Source organism: Mucilaginibacter glaciei, from assembly GCF_014773245.1.
GTDB classification, from domain to species: Bacteria; Bacteroidota; Bacteroidia; order Sphingobacteriales; family Sphingobacteriaceae; genus Mucilaginibacter; species Mucilaginibacter glaciei.
The window spans coordinates 131,444-152,856 of the sequence record NZ_JACWMX010000003.1 but is presented as its reverse complement, the minus strand read 5'-3'; the positions used below and the strand labels follow the sequence as shown (position 1 = coordinate 152,856).

At 44.6% G+C, this 21,413-nt stretch carries 21 protein-coding genes; 11 read left to right on the top strand and 10 right to left on the bottom strand.

Annotated features, from left to right (window positions below; genetic code table 11):
* The first annotated feature begins 56 nt into the window (after nucleotides 1-56).
* The 3 genes from IDJ76_RS08235 (at nucleotide 57) to IDJ76_RS08225 (ending at nucleotide 1,447) form a co-directional block, all read left to right on the top strand.
* Nucleotides 57-515: a DinB family protein gene (locus tag IDJ76_RS08235; protein WP_191162649.1), complete on the top strand. Its 459-nt coding sequence runs from the start codon at nucleotides 57-59 to the stop codon at nucleotides 513-515.
* 49 nt (nucleotides 516-564) lie between these two features.
* Entirely contained in the window at nucleotides 565-807 is a 243-nt protein-coding gene (locus IDJ76_RS08230; RefSeq protein ID WP_191162647.1) for a hypothetical protein, read from the top strand.
* A 298-nt stretch (nucleotides 808-1,105) separates the two neighbouring features.
* Nucleotides 1,106-1,447 carry a hypothetical protein gene (locus tag IDJ76_RS08225; RefSeq protein WP_191162645.1) on the top strand — a complete coding sequence of 114 codons (342 nt, stop codon included), beginning with the start codon at nucleotides 1,106-1,108 and terminating at the stop codon, nucleotides 1,445-1,447.
* Between the two features lie 176 nt (nucleotides 1,448-1,623).
* Here the strand turns inward: IDJ76_RS08225 and odhB are convergent, their stop codons facing one another.
* From odhB to IDJ76_RS08210, 3 genes are all read right to left on the bottom strand, one after another.
* A complete protein-coding gene (odhB, locus tag IDJ76_RS08220; protein WP_191162642.1) occupies nucleotides 1,624-3,225 on the bottom strand; it encodes a 2-oxoglutarate dehydrogenase complex dihydrolipoyllysine-residue succinyltransferase in 1,602 nt (533 codons plus the stop codon).
* Nucleotides 3,226-3,330: 105 nt separating this feature from the next.
* Entirely contained in the window at nucleotides 3,331-6,141 is a 2,811-nt protein-coding gene (locus IDJ76_RS08215; RefSeq protein ID WP_191162641.1) for a 2-oxoglutarate dehydrogenase E1 component, read from the bottom strand.
* Nucleotides 6,142-6,215: 74 nt separating this feature from the next.
* On the bottom strand, nucleotides 6,216-7,190 hold the full coding sequence (locus IDJ76_RS08210) for a glycosyl hydrolase family 18 protein (protein WP_191162639.1): 975 nt from the start codon (nucleotides 7,188-7,190) through the stop codon (nucleotides 6,216-6,218).
* Between the two features lie 144 nt (nucleotides 7,191-7,334).
* Between IDJ76_RS08210 and IDJ76_RS08205 the strand changes: the two genes are divergently transcribed.
* Entirely contained in the window at nucleotides 7,335-7,688 is a 354-nt protein-coding gene (locus IDJ76_RS08205) for a hypothetical protein (protein ID WP_191162637.1), read from the top strand.
* A gap of 12 nt (nucleotides 7,689-7,700) precedes the next feature.
* Here IDJ76_RS08205 and IDJ76_RS08200 read toward each other — a convergent pair whose 3' ends face one another.
* Nucleotides 7,701-9,008, bottom strand: coding sequence for a DASH family cryptochrome (locus IDJ76_RS08200; protein ID WP_191162634.1), 1,308 nt, complete (start codon nucleotides 9,006-9,008; stop codon nucleotides 7,701-7,703).
* Between the two features lie 47 nt (nucleotides 9,009-9,055).
* Nucleotides 9,056-9,223 (bottom strand): DUF2256 domain-containing protein, encoded by a 168-nt coding sequence (locus IDJ76_RS08195; RefSeq protein WP_191162632.1) that lies wholly within the window; start codon nucleotides 9,221-9,223, stop codon nucleotides 9,056-9,058.
* 212 nt (nucleotides 9,224-9,435) lie between these two features.
* On the opposite strand from IDJ76_RS08195, the gene IDJ76_RS08190 reads away from it, so the two are divergent.
* Genes IDJ76_RS08190 through IDJ76_RS08180 form a run of 3 tightly spaced genes read left to right on the top strand, consistent with a single transcriptional unit; the run spans nucleotide 9,436 to nucleotide 12,182 of the window.
* Nucleotides 9,436-10,089 carry a TetR family transcriptional regulator C-terminal domain-containing protein gene (locus IDJ76_RS08190; RefSeq protein WP_191162630.1) on the top strand — a complete coding sequence of 218 codons (654 nt, stop codon included), beginning with the start codon at nucleotides 9,436-9,438 and terminating at the stop codon, nucleotides 10,087-10,089.
* Nucleotides 10,090-10,117: 28 nt separating this feature from the next.
* Nucleotides 10,118-10,849 (top strand): HAD family hydrolase, encoded by a 732-nt coding sequence (locus tag IDJ76_RS08185; protein ID WP_224746252.1) that lies wholly within the window; start codon nucleotides 10,118-10,120, stop codon nucleotides 10,847-10,849.
* Nucleotides 10,850-10,856: 7 nt separating this feature from the next.
* Nucleotides 10,857-12,182, top strand: coding sequence for an ABC1 kinase family protein (locus IDJ76_RS08180; protein WP_191162626.1), 1,326 nt, complete (start codon nucleotides 10,857-10,859; stop codon nucleotides 12,180-12,182).
* On the opposite strand, the gene IDJ76_RS08175 is transcribed toward IDJ76_RS08180, so the two are convergent.
* Nucleotides 12,183-12,395: a hypothetical protein gene (locus IDJ76_RS08175; RefSeq protein WP_191162624.1), complete on the bottom strand. Its 213-nt coding sequence runs from the start codon at nucleotides 12,393-12,395 to the stop codon at nucleotides 12,183-12,185.
* Nucleotides 12,396-12,704: 309 nt separating this feature from the next.
* On the opposite strand from IDJ76_RS08175, the gene IDJ76_RS08170 reads away from it, so the two are divergent.
* From IDJ76_RS08170 to IDJ76_RS08160, 3 genes are all read left to right on the top strand, one after another.
* Nucleotides 12,705-14,144 (top strand): SDR family oxidoreductase, encoded by a 1,440-nt coding sequence (locus IDJ76_RS08170; RefSeq protein WP_191162622.1) that lies wholly within the window; start codon nucleotides 12,705-12,707, stop codon nucleotides 14,142-14,144.
* 112 nt (nucleotides 14,145-14,256) lie between these two features.
* Nucleotides 14,257-15,168: a TIGR01777 family oxidoreductase gene (locus IDJ76_RS08165; RefSeq protein WP_191162620.1), complete on the top strand. Its 912-nt coding sequence runs from the start codon at nucleotides 14,257-14,259 to the stop codon at nucleotides 15,166-15,168.
* Nucleotides 15,161-16,477 carry a cryptochrome/photolyase family protein gene (locus IDJ76_RS08160; RefSeq protein ID WP_191162617.1) on the top strand — a complete coding sequence of 439 codons (1,317 nt, stop codon included), beginning with the start codon at nucleotides 15,161-15,163 and terminating at the stop codon, nucleotides 16,475-16,477. Before IDJ76_RS08165 ends, IDJ76_RS08160 begins: the two co-directional genes overlap by 8 nt.
* 10 nt (nucleotides 16,478-16,487) lie before the next feature.
* Here IDJ76_RS08160 and IDJ76_RS08155 read toward each other — a convergent pair whose 3' ends face one another.
* From IDJ76_RS08155 to ggt, 4 genes are all read right to left on the bottom strand, one after another.
* Nucleotides 16,488-17,447, bottom strand: coding sequence for an FKBP-type peptidyl-prolyl cis-trans isomerase (locus IDJ76_RS08155; protein WP_191162615.1), 960 nt, complete (start codon nucleotides 17,445-17,447; stop codon nucleotides 16,488-16,490).
* Nucleotides 17,448-17,452: 5 nt separating this feature from the next.
* The gene (locus IDJ76_RS08150) at nucleotides 17,453-17,959 is read right to left on the bottom strand and encodes an FKBP-type peptidyl-prolyl cis-trans isomerase (protein ID WP_191162613.1); all 507 of its coding nucleotides are present in this window, start codon (nucleotides 17,957-17,959) and stop codon (nucleotides 17,453-17,455) included.
* 91 nt (nucleotides 17,960-18,050) lie between these two features.
* Entirely contained in the window at nucleotides 18,051-18,491 is a 441-nt protein-coding gene (locus tag IDJ76_RS08145) for a MarR family winged helix-turn-helix transcriptional regulator (RefSeq protein ID WP_191162611.1), read from the bottom strand.
* A 483-nt stretch (nucleotides 18,492-18,974) separates the two neighbouring features.
* Nucleotides 18,975-20,681: a gamma-glutamyltransferase gene (gene ggt, locus IDJ76_RS08140; RefSeq protein WP_191162608.1), complete on the bottom strand. Its 1,707-nt coding sequence runs from the start codon at nucleotides 20,679-20,681 to the stop codon at nucleotides 18,975-18,977.
* 223 nt (nucleotides 20,682-20,904) lie between these two features.
* On the opposite strand from ggt, the gene IDJ76_RS08135 reads away from it, so the two are divergent.
* The gene (locus IDJ76_RS08135) at nucleotides 20,905-21,393 is read left to right on the top strand and encodes a hypothetical protein (RefSeq protein WP_191162606.1); all 489 of its coding nucleotides are present in this window, start codon (nucleotides 20,905-20,907) and stop codon (nucleotides 21,391-21,393) included.
* Nucleotides 21,394-21,413: the final 20 nt, after the last annotated feature.

The following is a 21,413-nucleotide window of genomic DNA, read 5'->3' as shown; positions in this document are numbered from 1 at the left end:
GTACCTGGTGATAGTCTGTTATGCCTAAATCCGGATAAAAATCCAATATTTGAATCATGACAGCTAAACAAATTGAGATCATTAAACAGCCCCGGTTGAAGGTGCTTGAAATTCTAAACGATTTTATGATTGAACAATTAAATGTTATCCCCGCGGGATACAATAATAACCTGATCTGGAACCTGGGCCACATGGTAGCTACCGATCAGGCTATCTGTTATAAACGCGCCGGGCAGGACACTTGGGTAAATGAAACCTTTTTTGAAGCTTACAAGCCCGGTAGCAAACCCGAAAAATTTGTTACTACTGAAGAGTTGGACGAAATAAAATCCTTATTTGTTAGCAGCCTGGAGCAGCTTAAAAAAGATTATGATGCCCACCTTTTTTCTAACTATCCAGCCTGGACCACCCGCTACGGTGTAGAAATAACCAGTATTGAAAATGCCATTGCCTTTTTACCTTTCCACGAAGGGTTACATATTGGCTATATTATGGCGATGCGGAAGTTGGTGTAGATATTTATTTTCTGTAAATTTGATTGAACAGATCATTAAACATTTGGATATGAATCTCCAATTTATTCACGACAATAAGGGAAATACGACGGGGGTGTTTATTCCTATAGAAGAATGGCAGACTTTAAAAGAAAAGTATGCGGAACTACAAACGGAAGAGGCCGTAAGTACTATTGAACTTGCTTCTTGGCAAACGTATATAATTGATCAACGATTGGCTGACTACTACACCAACCAAACGGATATAGAAGATTTTGACAACATGCTTAATGATATAGAGAAATCTCTGTGAATTACAAATTTGTAAATCGTCCCGGAGTGAGGGGCGATATCATCAATGCCGTTGATTATTATAAAGAAATTTCCCCGAAGCTTGCGAGGCTGTTTTTATTCAGAATAAGAGAGGCTTAAGTTCATATTGGCAGAACACCTTTAGGTTTTCAGGTTAAATATAAAAATGTCAGGACACTGCTGCTAAAACAGTTTCCTTTTCACGTTCATTATTTAGTTGATCCTGATAAACAATTGATTATTATTCTTGCAATAATTCATGCCTACAAAAACCCGAAAGATTATTCTCTTAGATAATTATGAATAAATATTATCTAATGATTTTATTGTTTGCCTTAAGCTCTTGCCAACAAAAGTTTGACAAAAATTTGTGGAGCGAGCGAAATGACTTGGGAATGTATCCCAATAGAAAATCAATGCTTGACGACGTAGTAAAAAATCATAAAATTAAAGGCCAAAGCTATAAACAAATAATTGAGTTGCTCGGTAAATCAACAGGATTAGAAGACAACAAACTTTACTACAATATTATAACGGACTATGGGTGGGATATAGATCCAATATACGCAAAAGATCTTATAATCACCTTTAATAGAGACTCAATCGCAACGGGGTTTAATGTTAAGGAGTGGAAACACTAATCTACGATGCTGTTTTCATTCATCACGCACTTTTAACTGAAATACTAAACCATCCATAAAAAAGTCAATCTTTCCAACATACTAAGATTGCCGCGCTATCGCTCGCAATGACACGCTTTTTTATCGACACAAAAAAAGCCCGGCATAACCGGGCTTCCATATTTTCAATCTATAAATTACACGCCTAACAGTAACCTTGCTGGGTCTTCCAGTAATTGCTTTACACGTACCAGGAAGCTTACAGATTCCCTACCGTCGATGATGCGGTGATCATATGACAGGGCCAGGTACATCATCGGGCGGATAACCACTTGTCCGTTTATGGCAATCGGGCGTTCGATAATGTTGTGCATCCCTAATATAGCCGATTGTGGCGAGTTGATGATCGGGGTAGATAACATCGACCCAAACACGCCACCGTTGGTGATAGTGAAGGTTCCGCCGGTCATTTCTTCGATAGTCAGTTTGCTTTCGCGGGCTTTACCTGCTAAAACAACAATGGCTTTTTCAATCTCGGCAAGGCTCATTCTCTCCGCATTGCGGATAACCGGAACCACTAACCCTTTAGGCGCAGATACAGCAATAGAAATATCGGCAAAGTTGCTGTATATTACTTCCTCGCCATCTATGCGGGCGCCAACAGCAGGCCATTCTTTCAAAGCCTCGGTAACTGCCTTAGTAAAGAACGACATGAAGCCTAAGCCTACGCCATGTTTCTCTTTGAATTTATCTTTGTATTTACCACGCAGTTCCATTATGGGCTGCATATCTACCTCGTTAAAGGTGGTTAACATCGCAGTTTCGTTTTTAACGGCTACTAAACGCTTGGCAACTGTTTTACGCAACGACGACATTTTTTCGCGGCGATCGCTTCTTGGGCCTTGAGGAATTGAAGGGGCAGCAGCAGCTGACACAGCTGCAGATTTTGCGGCTGGGGCAGGGGCAGCAGCAGGCGCGTTCTGCGCGTTTAATGCGTCACCTTTGGTAATGCGTCCATCAACACCTGTACCATTTACTGAGGATGTTTCTATACCTTTCTCTGCCAATATCTTGGCAGCAGCAGGCGATGGTGTGCCTGATGCGTAGGTAGATCCTTTTGAAGGCGCATTTTGTGGTGATTCATTAACCGCATCGGCTACTGCTGGTGTAACGTGTGCAGGAGAAGGGGCACTTGCACCACCTTCAATTGTACAAACTACAGCTCCGATGGCTAATGTATCGCCTTCCTTGGCTATAGTTTTTAAAGTACCTGCTTTTTCGGCAGTTAATTCAAAAGTTGCTTTATCAGATTCCAGTTCGGCAATGGCTTCATCCATTTCTACCTGGTCGCCGTCCTTTTTCATCCAACGGGACAGGGTAACCTCGGTAATAGATTCACCTACGGTTGGTACCTTTATTTCTAAAGAACCGCCGCCGCTTTGGTCAGGTGCAGGTGCGTAACCGTTTGCAGGCACTTCAGGGCTAACCGCTTTTGCAGGTTCGTCTTTAGCGGCTACGGGGGCTGCAGGTGCTTTTTCGGCAGCTGCGGCCAGTGTTGCGGCACCGCCATCTTCAATAGTTGCTACAATTGCGCCGATGGCTAAAGTATCGCCCTCGGCAGCAGTTAATTTTAAAGTCCCGGCCTTTTCGGCAGTAAGCTCAAAAGTTGCCTTGTCTGATTCCAGCTCGGCTACCACTTCGTCCATTTCTACGTGGTCGCCATCCTTTTTTTTCCAGGCTGACAAGGTTACTTCGGTAATGGATTCGCCTACCGGCGGAACTTTTATTTCTAAACTCATATGATAAGTAGTTGTATGTTTTTAATTGGTGCGTATGTTTTTGGAGCGGGGTGCGGAGATAGTTAAAATTTAACGCTCCTCGCTCCCATTACCGGCAACCTCAAATCAATCCGCCCCGGCATTTGCCATTTTTTCTGTTGTCTTTTTGATGCTTTCTTTAACCGTTTTACCGGCAGGTGCTTCAAATGCCTTTGCCACAATATGCGACTGCTGCGCGGCATGCTGCTTGGCAAAACCTGTTGCGGTGCTTGCACCTTCTAAACGAGATATTACCTGTAAATTCAGATGTTTGTCGTTATGGAACTTGCGGCAAATGTACGGCCACGCACCCATGTTTTCCGGCTCTTCCTGTACCCAGATAAATTCGGTAGCCTTTTCGTAGCGGGCCTTCATTTTCAAGATCTGCTGGATAGGTGTAGGATAAAGTTGCTCTACACGTACAATGGCTACGTCCTTGCGTTTATCTACCTGCTGTTTTTCCTGCAGATCGTAATAAACCTTACCTGTACAAAGCAATACGCGTTTAACCTTTTTAGGATCGGCGTAAGTATCTTCTATCACTTCCAGGAATTTACCATTGGTAAAATCAGCCATCGGCGATACGCACTTAGGGCTGCGTAATAAACTCTTAGGGGTAAAGATGATCAGCGGTTTACGGAAATCGCGGTGCATCTGCCTCCTCAATATATGGAAGAAGTTTGCAGGTGTTGAGCAATTAGCCACCTGGATGTTATCGTCGGCACAAAGCTCTAAAAAGCGCTCTACGCGTGCAGATGAGTGCTCAGGGCCCTGGCCTTCGTAACCGTGCGGCAATAGCATCACTAAGCCATTACCACGCTGCCATTTCGTTTCGGCACTGGCAATGTACTGGTCAACAATGATCTGAGCACCGTTAAAGAAATCACCAAATTGCGCTTCCCAAATAGTTAGGGCGTTAGGGTTAGCCAAAGCATAACCATACTCAAAGCCTAATACACCATATTCAGATAGCAAGGAATTAAAGATGCTCAGTTTTGCATCGGTGTCTATAGTTTCTAAAGGAGTGTACTCATCTTCCGAATCAACCAGCGTTAACACCGCATGGCGATGCGAGAAGGTACCGCGCTTAACATCCTCACCGCTTAAGCGAACCGGGAAACCGTCTTTCAACAATGTACCGTACGCCAGCAGCTCGCCCATTGCCCAGTCAAACACTTTGGTTTTATTCACCATTGCATTACGGTCTTCAAATAATTTTTCGATTTTTTTGAAGAACGCCTTACCCTGGGGCAACACGGTTAGCTTATTCCCTATTTCAACAATCTCTTCTTCCTTAACAGAAGTGTCAATTGCACTTATTAATTCTTTATGATTTGCCAGGTGTAAGCCGGTCCAGGCACCCTCAAACATGGCTATGGTGTCGGTAAACCTATCTTCCGCCTTTGATTCATCCAGCATTACCTGTAATTCGGCACGGAAATCTTTTTCCAGTTGTTTGGCGTACTGCTCGTCAATGGTACCATCTGCGATCAGTTTTTTGTTATAGATCTGCAACGGGTTAGGATGCGCCTCGATAGCTTTGTACAATACAGGCTGTGTAAACTTAGGCTCATCAGCCTCGTTATGGCCGTAACGGCGGTAGCACAGGATATCGATAAATACATCCTCGTTAAACACCTGGCGATATTCCATTGCCAGGTTAATTACGTACACCAATGCCTCCACATCATCCCCGTTTACGTGGAACACCGGCGACAGCACTGTTTTGGCCACATCTGTACAATAGGTACTCGAACGGGCATCTTTATAGTTGGTGGTAAAACCTATCTGGTTATTGATAACCAAATGCACGGTACCGCCGGTGCGGTAACCATCCAGTTTTTCCATCTGTAAAACCTCGTAAACAATTCCTTGCCCGGCTACAGATGCGTCACCATGTATTAATATCGGGGCGATCTTTGAATGGTCGCCGTTGTATTTAAAGTCAATTTTTGAACGGGTGATACCTTCTACCACAGGATCTACCGCCTCTAAATGCGATGGGTTAGGGCAAAGGCTCAGGTGAACGTTCTTACCATTCTTAGTTTTTATATCTGTCGAGAAACCCAGGTGGTACTTAACGTCGCCACCGAAAGGTGATTCAGAATCAAAGTTCTTGCCTTCAAACTCAGAGAATACTTCTTTATAAGTTTTCTCCATGATGTTGGTTAGCACATTCAGGCGGCCACGGTGGGCCATACCGATGATGAACTCCTCGATACCCAGTTCAGATCCTTTTTTGATAATAGAATCAAGCGCGGGGATCAAAGCTTCGGCACCCTCTAACGAGAAACGTTTCTGGCCCAGGAACTTGGTGCCCAAAAAGTTTTCGAAAACCACGGCCTCGTTCAATTTAGCCAGCATCATTTTCTTCTCGTCGGCAGTAAATGAAGGCGTGTTGCGTTTGGTCTCCATCCTGTCTTCAAACCATTTTAGTTTGATAGGGTTACGGATATAGCGGTACTCGGCACCAATGGTTTGGCAGTAAGTATCTTCTAATAATTGGTGGATGTCGCGCAATTTCGCGGGGCCAATACCCACCTCAACACCTGCGTTAAACACAGTGTCCATATCGGCTTCGCTTAAGCCAAAAGTTTCCAGCTCTTTGCCGGGGAAGTACTTGCGGCGTTCGCGTACCGGGTTAGTTTTGGTGAATAAATGGCCGCGGGTACGGTAGCCATTTATCATATTCATAACGTTAATTTCCTTCAGCAGCTTATCGGGTGTACCGGTACTTGCCGCGGCTGCCGGTGTAGGCTGCGAACCTTTACCGAAATCAAAGCCTTCAAAAAACTTCTGCCAGCCAAATTCTACTGATTCAGGGTCTTGTTGATACGCTTCGTATAATGAACTAATGTAGGCTGCGTTTCCGCTATTTATATAATTTAGGCGATCCATGAGAAACCGTTATTGTAAACGGCACAAAATTAAACATAATAGTACAATATGCCGAAAATTATATACTATAACTTTTAGGTATAATGCATTTTTTCCTTTTGTGACCTTATTGTGTCATCAATAACCTTTAACATCGAATCTTCACCATCCGCATCCTGCAATAACTGCCAAACCATTACCCCGCCCGCAGTTTTGAGGGCAAGTACTGTTTTCGTCTTGATGGTTTGCGTACCATTGTAGTAAACCACAGCACCGCCCGGCAGGGTTAGCTGGTCCGCATCTTTAGCATCCGGATATTGAACCACAATTTGTTTGTAGGTCATGCTTTCGGGCGCATCAGCCCCAAAACCGTAGCCATAAAAGGGTAAACCCAGGCTTATTTTTTCCTTAAGAATGCCGCGTTTATTAATCCAGTAATCCAGGTCGTTTACTGCCATTTCATAGGGCGCATGCAGGCCGGGTTTATTTGGCCGCCAGGGGCCGGTTTTATCATAGCTCATCACGTTTATAAAATCGTAAAGGGCCAGCACCTTATCGGTGTATTTTTGTGCGTTATAGGTAGCAACCGCGGCGGTCATCAACTTACCGTTTACCTTAAGCGACGCAGCCAGTTTGGTTACAAACCCCTCATAATTATCATTTATCAGCAAGCCTTCCAGGTCAACGTCAATGCCATCCAGGTTGTAACTGATGGCGATATTTGTAAGTGCCGTAATCAGTACATCCTGTTTATCGCCATAAATATTAACTGGCAGATATTTGGGTGGCGTGCCCCCGCCTATCGAAAGTAAAACCTTTACATTTTTAGAATGCGCCAGCAGCACTACATCTTTTAAGCCGGGTGCAACCAGCAGGCTGCCTGTAGAGTCAGGATTAATGAAAGCGATATTGAGGTGGGTGATCCTATCCAGGTTGACCCTTTTAATAGCGTCGGCCAACCCGCGCTGGTTACGCAGGTAACCCACCACCCTAAATTTGGATTGGGCCGAAGTTGTAGCAGCCATTATCAGCAATAACAAGCCTGGCAAAAAGCACTTTAATTTAATCATCGTTAGCAAAGCTACTACTGTTCATAACTTCCTAACTTAATATCAATATTTTGACAAAAAGTTGATAATGCCGTTAAACTATTGCGGCTCTTACCGGTCAAAAAAAAGATACCCCATATTAACATACCCTATATCTTTCCATTTATGAAAACCTCTAAAACCTACCTGCTTTTTGCCATGCTATTTTGCTTTTTCCTCACAGCGTGTGATACTGTTGCTTATCTGGGCGAGCGTTACCCTGTGAAAAACGATCTTAAAGTTTACTATGCTGCCCGCGATGTAAAACGCGACTATAAAGTTATCGGCCATTTAAGCAATGCTGTCGCAGGCAGCGAAGAAACTTCGAAAAATGAGATCATCGAAAAAGCGAAGAAAGTAGGTGCAGATGCTGTGATATTTACCGGATTTGGGACCACTGCAGGTAAAAACGGCAGCGATACGATAACGGCAGATGCCATACAATATACCGACGGCAAACAAAAAGAAACGACCGACTAAGGTTGATATTGATCAGGCAGACACTTTTGCACTGTCGTCTGCAAGAGGCAGCCAGGTACTGATGAAATCGCCTTTGCTTTCTAACTGGGCGACTGGCTTGGCAGCAGTAAAAAAACGGTTACTCTTGGCATCGTTCCCTACACCTGCTATAAAAGCCCAATTACCCCAATTACTCGCCGGTGAGTAATCGATCAATTTTTCTTCGAAGTAAAGCGCGCCCTTTGTCCAATCTACTTTCAGGTCATTGGTGAGGTAGGCAGCTACGGCCTGGCGGCTATAATTGCTGATGAACCCAGTGGCATTCAGCTCATGCATGGCTGCATCTATATAGGGTACGCCGGTTGCGCCATTTTTCCACTGATCGAAAAGCTCATCCTGGTTGTTGGCTACATCAGGGGCTTCGTCGGTAAACCCTTCCGATCTGAAGAATGTTTGCCCATGTTTTTTAAACATAAAGCGGAAATAATCGCGCCACAGCAATTCCAACATTAACGGTTCTAAATTTTGGAGCTGGTGTTCGCGCTGGAATTTCACCACCTCCCAGTACACCTGCCTTGGCGAAATACAGCCCATAGCTAACCAAGGCGATAAAGTAGACGAACATGTTACCCTGCCTTTTGTGCTGTTATTTTGCAGGCAAGTATCCAGATAATTCTGTAATTGCGTTAATGCTGCAGTTTCGCCGCCTGTAAAGATATGAGTAGCGCGCGGGTCGTCTATTGGCTCGGGCACGCCCAGGTCGGCCAAAGTTGGTAGTTCGCCTGCATCAGTGATTTGCGGGGTGATGATAGCCTCCGGGCTAACCGTGCTCGGGCGTACGGTGCTATCGCGTTCAACCTTCTTTTTAAACGTAACAAAACTGTCAGGGATATCCTTTATAGGGAAGGGAAGATCTTCTTTATGGTACATGGTATGCCCTATAAAGTGCTTCAGATTAAGCTTGATCTTCCAAAGAGCAGTTTCTACCGCTTCAGATATAGTTGTTTCATCGGGCGCAACCTCACGGTGATGATAAACCTCGCTTACCTGATACTCTTCGGCCAGTTGAGGTAGTAACTCAGCGGGGTCACCGGTGCGGATAATGAGATCGGCACCAAAAGCCTGCAGATTTTTACGAAGACCGGCAACTGATTCTAACAAGAACCGGGCCCTAAAACTGCTGGTTTTTAAAGCACCTGTACTATCTGTTTTAAAATAGAATGGGTCAAAAATAAATACGGGTAAAACTTTATCTGCCTTGCGTACGGCTTCAGATAATATTTCATTATCGTGTATGCGCAAATCATTTCTAAACCAAACCAGTATTGTTTTTTCACTCATAGGAACAACTAATCTAAACTTATTTAGATCAGTAGCAAAAATGGCAATTATTTATTTCTTCTGCACCGCTCACTGCAATATTTGACATCATCCCAACATTTAGCCCATTTTTTGCGCCAGGTAAAGGGTTTTTTGCACGTTTCGCAAATTTTGCTCGCCAGGTTTTCTTTATTGCCTTTATGTACCACTATAGATTGTAATTTATAGATAATCATCAACGGAACAAAGCACACGCGATAATGTTATTAACGTGATGGTGTTAAGTTAATGCGTTAAGTATTTTTATACGCGTAACCGCTTTATTTACATTGTTTAAGACCTCTCTTGGGGGAACGGTTTTACAAGATACATTGTCATTAAATTATACACAAGCATGATATTTGCTTTGGGTATAAGTGGTAACTTTAACTCATAAATATAAACAACTATGGCTACTATTGAAAGCATCCAGAAAGCGTATATGGATTTTGTACTGACAGAAGGTGCACAACCTAAATCGGTTTATGTATTTGCTAAAAAAAATAAAATGCCCGAAGAGGAATTTTACCGATACTTCGGTTCATTTGACGCTATTGAGCAAAGCGTATGGACAGATCTGGCCAACAAAACCATCCTCGAAATAAAAACACAGGAAGTTTGGGGGCAGTATTCGTCGCGCGAAAAAGCGTTGTCGTTTTTTTACAGCTTCTTTGAATTACTCAAGGGCCACCGCAGTTTTGCTGTTTACAGCCTTAAAAAACAGCCAAAAGGAATGAGCACACCGCGTGTAATGGAGGGCCTGAAAGATGCCTTTGAAAACTTTTCACAGGAAATCTTGAACGATGGTATTGAAAGTACCGAATTAACCGACCGTAAATTCTTCAGCAAGCGTTACAAAGATGCTCTTTGGATCCAGTTTGGTTTTGTGTTGAATTTTTGGATCAATGATATTTCGGCAGGGTTTGAAAGAACCGATGAAGCGATTGAGAAGGGTGTAAATGTAACGTTCGACCTGTTTCAGCGTTCGCCGATAGATAACTTGTTCGAGTATGGCAAGTTTTTGGTTAAGAATGGCGGAATGAAAGAGAGGATGGGTTTATAAACGCCTCACCCTACCCTCTCCAAAGGAGATGGTTTATAAAAATATATTGAGTAATAGTAATCAGAATATTAAGACACACTTGGCCGGAGAGTACTTAGGAAAGTCAGGTTTCGCAGTCATCTTTGATATGGATGGCACCTTGGTTGATAATACGCCGTTTCACTATAAGGCGTGGCAGCAACTTTTTAAATTAAAAGGGTTGCCCGAATTAAGTAATGAAACCTACAAAGCCGAAATTAGCGGGATACCGATAGCCGAAACGGTACGCAGGTACTTTGGCCAGGCTGATGAAGCCACTGTGCAAGCCATTTCAGATGAAAAGAAGCACTTTTATCAGCAAGCTTTTTTACCGTACCTAAAACCTATTAAAGGCTTAGAAAACTTCCTGGCCAAACTTAAAGATGCAGGTGTAAAGATGGCGGTGGCAACATCGTCAGACATGGAGGATGTTGATTTTATTTTTAACGCCATACCTATCCGCCAATACTTTGATGCTGTTATTATTGGCAGCATGGTAAGCGAACCTAAACCAAGTCCGCAGATATTTTTAAAGGCTGCCGAAGAGTTAAGTACCGATCCGGCGCGTTGCGTGGTTTTTGAAGATTCTACCGCGGGTTTAAAGGCCGGCAACAGTGCAGGCATGAAGGTAGCAGGCATCACTACCGCACACCCTGCGGGGGTAATTAGCAAGGTAGCCAGCCTTGTTATTGATGATTATGCGGATTTGACGCCGCAACAACTGGCTGTATTATTTGAGTAAAAACAACATGAGCGATAACACATCGAAAGAACAAAATAGTATCCCCACCACTAAGGTGGAACGTAGCGCCAAATTTGTAAAAACAGGCTTTAAAATTGGCGGTAACTATATTAAACACTACTCCAAAAAACTGTTTAACCCGGATATGGATAAATCTGAGTTGAATGAGGATAATGCTGCGGATATATATCAATCGTTAAGCGAGTTAAAGGGCAGTGCATTGAAAGTAGCGCAGATGCTGAGCATGGATAAAAACCTGCTGCCGCAAGCGTATGTAGATAAGTTCACGCAATCGCAATATAATGCGCCGCCTTTATCCGGGCCGCTTATTGTGCAAACGTTCAAAAAATATTTCGGTAAAAACCCCGATCAGATCTATGATAAGTTCAATATCCGATCTACCAACGCCGCTTCTATTGGGCAGGTGCACCGGGCAGAACTGAACGGTAAAAAGCTGGCGGTAAAGATCCAGTACCCAGGCGTGGGCGATTCTATTTCATCCGACCTGAAACTGATCAAGCCCTTTGCATTCCGTATGCTCGGCATGAGCGAAAAGGAACTGGATGTGTACATGCGTGAGGTGGAAGAACGTCTGTTAGAAGAAACCGACTACGAGCTGGAAGTACGCCGGTCCATCGAGTTTTCTGAAGCGTGTGCCAACCTCGATAATATTGTATTCCCTAAGTATTACCCCGAATTATCCAGCAAGCGTATCATTACTATGGGTTGGCTGGAAGGAATGCACCTGAAAGAGTTTTTGGCTACTAATCCATCTCAGGAATTACGTAATACCATTGGCCAGGCGTTGTGGGATTTTTATAACTTTCAGCAACATGAAATGCGCGCTGTGCATGCCGACCCGCACCCCGGCAATTTTATGATAACCCCGGATGGTAAGTTAGGCGCCATCGATTTCGGTTGCATCAAGGTAATGCCCGATGATTTTTATTATCCTTTCTTCTCGCTTACCTCTACAAATTTATTCGACAGTAAAGAAGATACTATCAAAGCCTTCCGTAAGCTGGAAATGATATTGCCAAACGATACCCCGGCGCAGGTTGACTTTTATTATACCACCTTTAAGCAGATGATCAGCCTGTTTGCCAAGCCCTACATTACAGATCATTTTGATTTTAGCGAGACCGCCTTTTTTGAAGACTTGTTCAGTTTTGGAGAAAAGGTAGCTAAGATGCCTGAGTTTAAACAGGCGCGTGGCGTTAAGCACTTTATTTATGTAAACCGTACCAATTTTGGGCTATACAATATATTGCACGAATTAAAGGCTAACGTAAAAACAGATACATACAAGCCGCATGTGGAGGCTGTTTTATAGTTATAAAATCATAAGTATAAAGCCGATTGATAAACCGCCGGAAAGTATCCAGCTAAAAGCTGCTTTTATAGACCATGCCTCGATTTCGGCTACCCGGCCCGTGCCGATGTAAGATTGCGATTTATTCCGGCAGTAAAGGGCCAATACTACTAAAGAGATAATCAGCATTAAAAAAAGCGTAATCAGTAGTTTTTGAAAATGTGGCGACATCATGGCGTTATTCCTTTATTGTTTAAACAGTATTTTGTATCAGTTCAACCCGTAGCGGGAAGGTTTTAAAATGGTTAGCCTAATTGTGGCCATTGTTACTTTTATCGGGCAATAATTCCCCTTAAACTTGCGCCGGGTTTATTCATTTAGGTTAGATACGTAAATAAACCATCCACGGATACTAATAATGACCAAGAATAATACCATAAAATTTATTCAAACCAAAATGGGGCGAAACAAAGCAGCAACCATTAATTTTTTGCTGCGGTATCAATCAAAACACACGGCCATTTCTGTTGTTGCAATACTATCATGAAAATACTACTGGCAGGCGCCAACGGATATATAGGTACACGGCTCATCCCGGTGCTGCTGCAGGCGGGCCACAATGTGGTGTGCCTGGTACGCGATAAGCGGCGTTTTCATGAACAAAGCGATTATACCGATAAGGTTACCCTCCTCACCGGCGATTTGCTGCACCCCGAAAGTATAGAACATTTTCCCGCAGATATTGACGCCGCTTACTACCTGGTGCATTCCATGTCGCAGTCCGGCGATTTTGGTAAACTGGAGGCACAATCGGCAGAAAATTTTGCCAGGCAGATAGATCAAACCAATTGCCGGCAGATAATTTATTTAAGTGGTATCACCAATGATTCTGACCTGTCTGATCATTTGAGCTCGCGCAGGCATGTGGAAGATGTACTCAGTGAAAGCAAGGCAGCGTTAACCGTATTGCGGGCAGCCATAATTATCGGCTCGGGGAGTTCATCGTTCGAGATCATTAGAGATCTGACCGAAAAATTGCCTGTAATGACCGTACCGCGCTGGGTAAATTCCAAATGCCAGCCAATTGCCATCCGCGATGTGCTGGGTTATTTAGAAGGTGTGTTATTAAATGAAGTTGCATTCAACAAAACATTCGATATCGGCGGCCCGGACATCCTTACTTTTAAAGAGATGATGCTCACTTATGCAAAGGTGCGGAAACTAAAAAGGCATATCATTATTATACCATTCCTGTCGCCCAAGATTTCTTCCTACTGGTTATACTTTGTCACCTCTACCAGCTATTCGCTGGCGCAAAGCCTGGTAGACAGCATGAAGAACGAAACCATCATGAAAAATCATGATATAGATACTGTAGTAAAACGCCATTGCATCACCTATGAAGAAGCACTGGAACTGGCCTTTAACAAGATAGAACAAAACTCGGTAGTGAGCAGCTGGAAGGATGCCCTTAACAAGGGTTATCTTACCTCAGGTTTTATGGACCAGATAAAAGTACCCCAAAACGGCACGGTAGAATATAAGGTAAAACAACCTTTTGAGCGTGATACGAAAGAGGTGCTTAACAACATCATGGCAATTGGCGGTAACCGCGGCTGGTACTACTGGGACTGGATCTGGAACTTGCGCGGTTTTTTAGATAAACTGGTTGGTGGCGTAGGCATTCGGCGCGGCCGCACCAGTAATGTTACGGTATCTGCCGGTGATGTGATTGATTTTTGGCGCGTGCTACTGGCCGATAACGTTAACTGCCGCCTGTTACTTTATGCCGAGATGAAACTGCCCGGCGAGGCCTGGCTGGAGTTCAAAATAATTGAGCGCAACCAAAAAACTTTTTTAAGCCAGGTAGCTACCTTTAGGCCCCGCGGCCTTTTCGGAAGGTTATATTGGTACACCATGTGGCCTTTCCACTTGTTTATTTTCAAGGGTATGGCAAGGGAAATTGTGAATTATAAATTGTGAGTGGTTATTGGTGAGTGGTGAGTGGTGAGTGGTGAGTGGTGAGTGGTGAGTGGTGAGTGGTGAGTGGTGAGTGGTGAGTGGTAAGAAGTTATATTAAAAGAACTAAGTTTTAATGAGTACTAAAAAAAATATATTAATTACCGGCGGTACCGGGCTGATAGGTAAACAACTTACACTGGCCCTATTGGCAAAGGGCTACCGGGTATGCCACTTAAGCCGTACGGAAGGCAAAGACCCTCAGGTAAAAACCTTTTTATGGGATGTGGATAAAGGGCAGATAGACGAAGCCTGCCTGGATGGGGTAGACACGATTGTACATTTAGCCGGTGCCGGCATTGCCGATAAACGGTGGACAGACGAGCGCAAAAAACTACTGGTAGACAGCCGCACCAAAACCATCGGGTTGATTTACAGCCTGATGAAAAAGAAACCCAACCAAGTAAAATCGGTGGTATCGGCATCGGCGACGGGGTATTACAGTGACCGGGGCGATGAACTGCTTACCGAAGACAGCATGCCGCAACACGATTTTTTAGGCACCTGCTGCATAGAATGGGAAAAGGCAGTGGATGAAGGCCAGGCATTCGGCTTGCGTATTTTAAAATACCGTACGGGCGTTGTTTTGACTAAAGACGGCGGCGCATTGCCGCAGCTGGCACTACCCGCAAAGTTTGGCGTCGGCTCGCCTATTGGCACCGGCAAGCAATGGATTCCCTGGATCCATCACCGCGATGTGGTAGATATGTACCTGGATGGTATTGAGAGCGAAACCATGGCAAGTGTGTATAACATGGTTGCCCCCCACCCGGTGACCAACACGCACATGAGCCACGCAGTGGCCAAACAACTTAACCGCCCATTTTGGGCGCCTAACGTGCCTGAATTTGTAATTAAACTATTATTGGGCGAAATGGGCGCTGTCGTATTAGGCAGTACGCGTGTATCTTCACAAAAAATACAAGATGCCGGTTATAGCTTTGCCTACTCCGATATCGCATCGGCATTAAAAGAAATATATGGATAAGAGCACCCCTGTAAGCATTTTTTGGTTTCGCCGCGATTTACGGATGGAAGATAATGCCGGCTTGTACCATGCCCTTAAAAGTGGCAACCCGGTTTTGCCCCTGTTTATTTTCGACAAAGAGATACTGGATAAACTGGAAGATAAGGACGATGCCCGGGTAACCTTTATTTACAAGGCTATTGAAGAGATCAACAAAGAATGCCACAAGCACCATAGCGGCTTGTTGGTTGTATATGACAAACCCGAACACGCCTGGGCAGCGCTCATCAAGGAATACACTATTGCAGGCGTTTATACCAATCATGATTACGAGCCTGGTTACGCCAAAGAGCGTGATGAAGCAATTAAAAAGTTGTTGGCAAAACACGATATCCCGTTCAATACCTACAAAGACCAGGTCATATTTGAAAAAGACGAGGTAACCAAGGATGATGGCAAGCCCTATACGGTTTATACGCCTTATAAAAACAAATGGTATCAAAAGTTAAAGCCCTTTTACCTAAAGGCCTATCCTACCGAAAAGTATTTTAAAAACCTGCTCACATTCCGGTCACCTGCGGTGCCGTCTTTGCAGGATATGGGTTTTGAGAAAAGCCCTATCACCTATCCCGAAAAAGAATACGATAAGGTAATTGCCGACTATGCAAAAAACCGCGATTTCCCGGCCATAACGGGCACATCGCACATCGGCATACATTTACGCTTTGGCACGGTAAGCATCAGGCGCTGCGCACGGGATGCCAACAAAGCGCACGAAAAAACCTGGCTGAATGAACTGATCTGGCGGGAATTTTACAGCGTTATAATGTATCATTTTCCGCAAACGATAGATTATGCCTTCCGGCCCGAATATGATAACATCAAATGGATAAATGACGAGGAACAGTACCAGGCCTGGTGCAAGGGCGAAACAGGTTTCCCGCTGGTAGACGCCGGCATGCGCGAGCTGAATGCCACCGGTTATATGCACAACCGGGTACGCATGGTGGTGGCCAGTTTTTTATGTAAGGACCTGCTGATCGACTGGCGCTGGGGCGAGCGGTATTTTGCCCGTAAGTTGTTAGATTATGAAGCCGCAAGTAACGTGGGTGGCTGGCAATGGGCGGCCGGCAGCGGTACAGATGCCGCGCCTTACTTCCGTATTTTTAACCCGGAGAGCCAGTTGAAAAAATTCGACCCGAAATTACAATACGTAAAAAAATGGGTTCCGGAATATGCCGACTTTAGCAAATATCCAAAACCCATTGTAGATCATTCCTTTGCCCGCGAACGCTGCTTAAAAGTATTTAAGGAGGCGCTGAGCAAATAATATTTTATGCTTAATTAGTTACCGTAACTATTTGAAAATCGAAATATAAAGGAGCGTTAGAAGGAATTGTAGTAGAACTCCCCGAAATGCCGTAAGCTAACCTGGACGGTATTATCATGGAAACTGCAGACCCGACGGATTTGCCCAACAAAATCTCTTTGACACCCGCAACCGGCTCTGTTGCCGACACCCCGTTAGTAAACGAAGTATTGGCTGAAGTACCAACTTCTAACTGAACATTATTTAAAAGCTTTAACGTGTAATTTGCCGAATAGGTAGAATTGCTACCAATAATAGCCACATTATCGCCGGCCACCACATTTTTATAATAAATACCGCTGGCTGTTTTGGAGTAGCCTGTTAAATTATTGGCTGTTATATAATTGCGTATCACCAGGTCGTCATACACCTGCTGGTCATTTATAACGTGTACATAATACTCCAAGCTTTGGTTACCTGCAATATTGGTATTAACATTTGTAATACTGCCATTTTGAATCCCTTTTGTACCGTATGCCAATCGCGAAGGGATCAGCAAACGCATACTGCCATCACGATATTTCAGGATGTTTTTGATAGCCTGCTGCAAACCTATCGGCAAGTTTGCCGACGATGCGGCAGCCACGGTAGCAGACGGTGCCAACTGGCCTAAGTATCTATAAATATGATTTGTAATAGTATCGCTTGAAGTGTATTTACCATCTAAAGTCTTCAACGTAAATACAAGTGAAACACGGTCAGAGTATTCTAATGGCACACCGGTGCCTTTGTTAATGATCTTGTAATACATGCCCGAGCTATCCGCGGCTACGGTATCCTTAACAAATCCGGTCAGGCCATTGGCAGCTATATATCCCTGTATTTGCTGGTCATCGTATTGTTTAATATCAGGATCTGCTTCCTGGCTTTTTTTGCACGCAGTAAAGCCGGTAACGGCTAATAGTAATAAAGTAAAAATTCGTTGTTTCATCTAAATCAGTTCGTTACATCTATAAGTGTAATATCAAAATCCACCACAGAGTTTGCAGGCAGGCCTATATCCGGCTGGTCATAAGCGCCGTATGCATAACGTGATGGGGTTAATATTCGTATTCGCCCGCCTTTTTTAATTTGGGGGATAGCTAATTTCCAGGCCCTTATTACAGCGCCTAAAGCATAGGTAGCATGAAAGTTATTGGCGTTGGTAAACAATTTGCCGGTTGTCAGTTCCTTACCCGTAAAATCTACCGTGATATTGGTCGAGTTGGTAAACAGCGCGTTGCCAGTGCCGGGTGCCAGCACCACATAGTAAATACCGGTAGCCACGCCGGCACTATCCAGCTGTTTTGCGGTACTGCTTAGGCTGTTCGTAGCTAAATAATCTAATATGATCTTATTATCTACGCCCGCCTGCACGTTTATCTTATCAACCTCGCTCACTGCTTTTTTGCAGGAGGCAAAGCCAACAACACACACCAGTAAAATGAGTAATACCCTATTCATCCCGTTTTCAAAAGGCAAATTTATTGTTTTATAATTCAAAAACGGCAGCTTAACACTTTTTAACAATTGGCAGCTTCATTTAAGGGATGTTTCAGGGTTTGTAATTAACCGTAAGCTGGTTTATTTTCTTAAGCATATCCGTCAGGTATTGCTTATCGGCCTCGCTGATGTGGGCATTCAGATAATTATTAAATTGCTTCACTACGTCTTTAGCTTGCTGGCGTTTTTCCTTACCCAGGTCGGTCAAAAAGATCTTTACAGACCGCTTGTCTCCCTGGTTACTTTTGCGGTAAATAAGGCCGGTTTCTTCCAACTGGTTAAGCATACGCGATAAGCTGGTCGATTTTAAGCCCAGCAATGCCGCCGCCTGTGATACAGTTGTACCCTCCTCATCGATATTAATAAGCAGGTACCCGATAGATTGTGTAATGCCAAATTCGGTAACTATCTGGTTGTAACGGTTAGCAACCGTTTGCCAAACTATCTTCAAAAAATAATCGATAGTTTCCTGTTGTTTTACACTGCTTCGCATAGCTGGCAAACATAACGTTTTTTATGATAGTTCATTGTGGGCGTCAATAGCTTTTATTGGGCGTTGCCTGCGGCCGGGCTATCCACTTATACGCCTACAGGCATTATGCACAAGGCCGGTATCCGCTCCTATCCCTAACGCCACCTTGCATACGGGCCACAAGTGAGGACACTTGCGGCAGCGGGGCGATCCGATATGCTAAGATTGCCACGTCGCTGTCGCTCCCCGCATGACATGATTATTAAATAACCAACGCACGCGTGCCGCCTGTGCATGATTTGACTTGTAGCGGCAGGGTCACACGCCACCGGCGTACGCCAGCTTGTGATCCAAACGCCAAATATCCCCAAAAGAAGTGTAAACCCATCTTTTTCATAAAAAACTGTTTTACAATTGATTAAGTCATTTTTTAGCTGAAATATGTAAACCTTTGTAAACCCATTTTGCGTTTTTAGGCTAAATTTCCTAATCCAATAAATAATCTTACCAACCCATCTTCGTATCATCGCCCCTTGGGTCAGCACCACCTTCATAGTAGCCCCATTTGGTTTTCAGGATGCCGTCTACCCGGCCTATCGGGCCGCGCGGGGTGATCTTATAACCTTTTTGTTGCAATTTATCGGTGGTCAGGCTATCCAATGCGTCCTTCTCTATATAAAGCAGGTCGGGCATCCACTGCGAGTGGAAACGCTTGGCCGCAACCGCCCCCTGGATGCTTTTATCAAATTCGATCACGTTCAATACCGTCTGGAAAACTGAGGTAATAATGGTAGAGCCACCCGGTGTGCCCACCACCATGAATAGTTTACCGTTCTTCTCCACAATAGTCGGCGTCATGGCCGAGAGCATGCGTTTATTGGGCTGGATGCTGTTGGCCTTACCGCCCAGCAGGCCGTACATATTGGGCACGCCCGGTTTCGAGCTGAAGTCGTCCATCTCGTTGTTCAGCAAAAAGCCCGCGCCCTTCACAAAAATATGCGCGCCGAAAGTATCATTCAAAGTTGTGGTGATAGATACCGCGTTGCCCTCCCTGTCCACTATGCTAAAGTGGGTGGTTTGCTCGCTTTCATAACCAGCAATGGCCCCCGGCTGGATGCTGGTACTTGGCGTGGCCGCATTCCAGTTAAAGTTTTGCATTCGGCTTAAAATGTATTTGGTATTCAGCAGGCTATCTACCGGGACTTTGTAAAAATCCGGGTCACCCAGGTATTTGGAGCGGTCGGCATACACCCGGCGCTCGGCCTCTACCATCAGTTGCACGGTCGAATCTTTATTGAACCCCCACTGGTGCATCGGGTACGGCTCAACAGATTTAAGCAGCTGCAGTAAAGCAACACCACCGCTTGATGGTGGCGGCATGGTAATGATCTTATACTCCTTATAATTACCGGTTACCGGTTTGCGCCAGATGGAATGATAGTTTTGCAGATCGGCTTTGGTAATCAGTCCGTTGCCCAGCTTCATTTCGGCAACCATCATATCGGCAACGGTGCCATCATAAAAGCCTGCACGGCCCTTATCACGGATCTGCTCCAGCGTGTGACCCAAGTCTTCCTGCACCAGCACGTCGCCCTCCTGCCAAACTTTGGTAGTCAGATAGTTTTTATCCGGGTTGTATTTTTTAAACTGGCCGGCGTTCCGGTTAATATCGGCTGCCAGCCGCGCCGTCATTTTAAAGCCGTTCAAGGCCAGCTTTACGGCAGGGTCAACCAGGTCGGCCCATTTGAGCTTACCGTACTTTTTATGTGCTTCTACCATCCCGTCTACAGAACCGGGTATGCCAGACGCCTGGTGGGTATATAAGCTTTTGTTGGGTATCACGTTCCCCGCGGCATCCAGGTACATGTCGGTACTGGCTTGCGCGGGGGCCTTTTCCCTAAAATCGAGCGTATTGGTTTTACCTGATGCCGACCGGTACACCATAAAACCGCCACCGCCAATGTTGCCCGCCTGCGGGTGGGTTACGGCCAGCGCAAACTGCACCGCCACGGCTGCATCTACCGCGTTACCGCCCTTTTGCATGATCTCTATCCCTATTTTGGCGGCATCGGGGTAGGCGCAAACCACCATTCCGTTTTTGTAGTGCCCGCTTATATTTTGGCCCAGCTGCCCCCTTACACACCCTGCCGAAAAACCTGCTAAGAAAACAAGCCACAATGCTTTTATATATAATCCCGATGTATATTTCATGCAAATAAAGTTGAAGATTTTTGAAGCAATTTAGTTTATTTCGGCTAAAAAATGGCATGTAATATCAGGTCAATCGTTACCCGTAATTTATTCAGATTAATTTTTACAACCATAAAAGGCTTATTTGTGCGTTATCATTTCCGAGGTCAAATAACTGACACCGGAATACATTTATCACCAGGCTGCTACCTGCAAAAGGATCAACAACCTACGTTCAACCCAAATGAAAAAACTAATTACAATCACCCTTGTCTTGTTTTGCTTTTTATTGATCACCAACCGTGCCGCCGCACAAGATTATAAAATGGCCATCGGCTTAAAATTTGGCGGATATGAAAACGGCATCTCCGGGAAATACTTTCTCAACCAAACCAGCGCGCTGGAAGCGATCATTGGTTTGCGGAGTCATGGTGCAGCACTGACAGGTTTGTATGAATTTCATCTACAGGCATTTAATGTCCCCGGCCTAAACTTCTATTATGGCGCAGGCGGCCACCTGGGTGGGGTTGGCAACAGGGTCGACAAATCCTTTGGTAACGATAACTACTACCGAAGCAAAGTTTTAATAGGGGCCGATGGTGTTTTAGGCCTGGAATATAAGATTGACCGGGCACCAATTGCCATCAGCCTTGACCTTAACCCGCGGATAGAATTTGCCACCGGCCCCTTCTTTGACCTGGCACCTGGGCTGGGATTGAAATACACTTTTTAACCCCGTGGTGATCGCGGCTA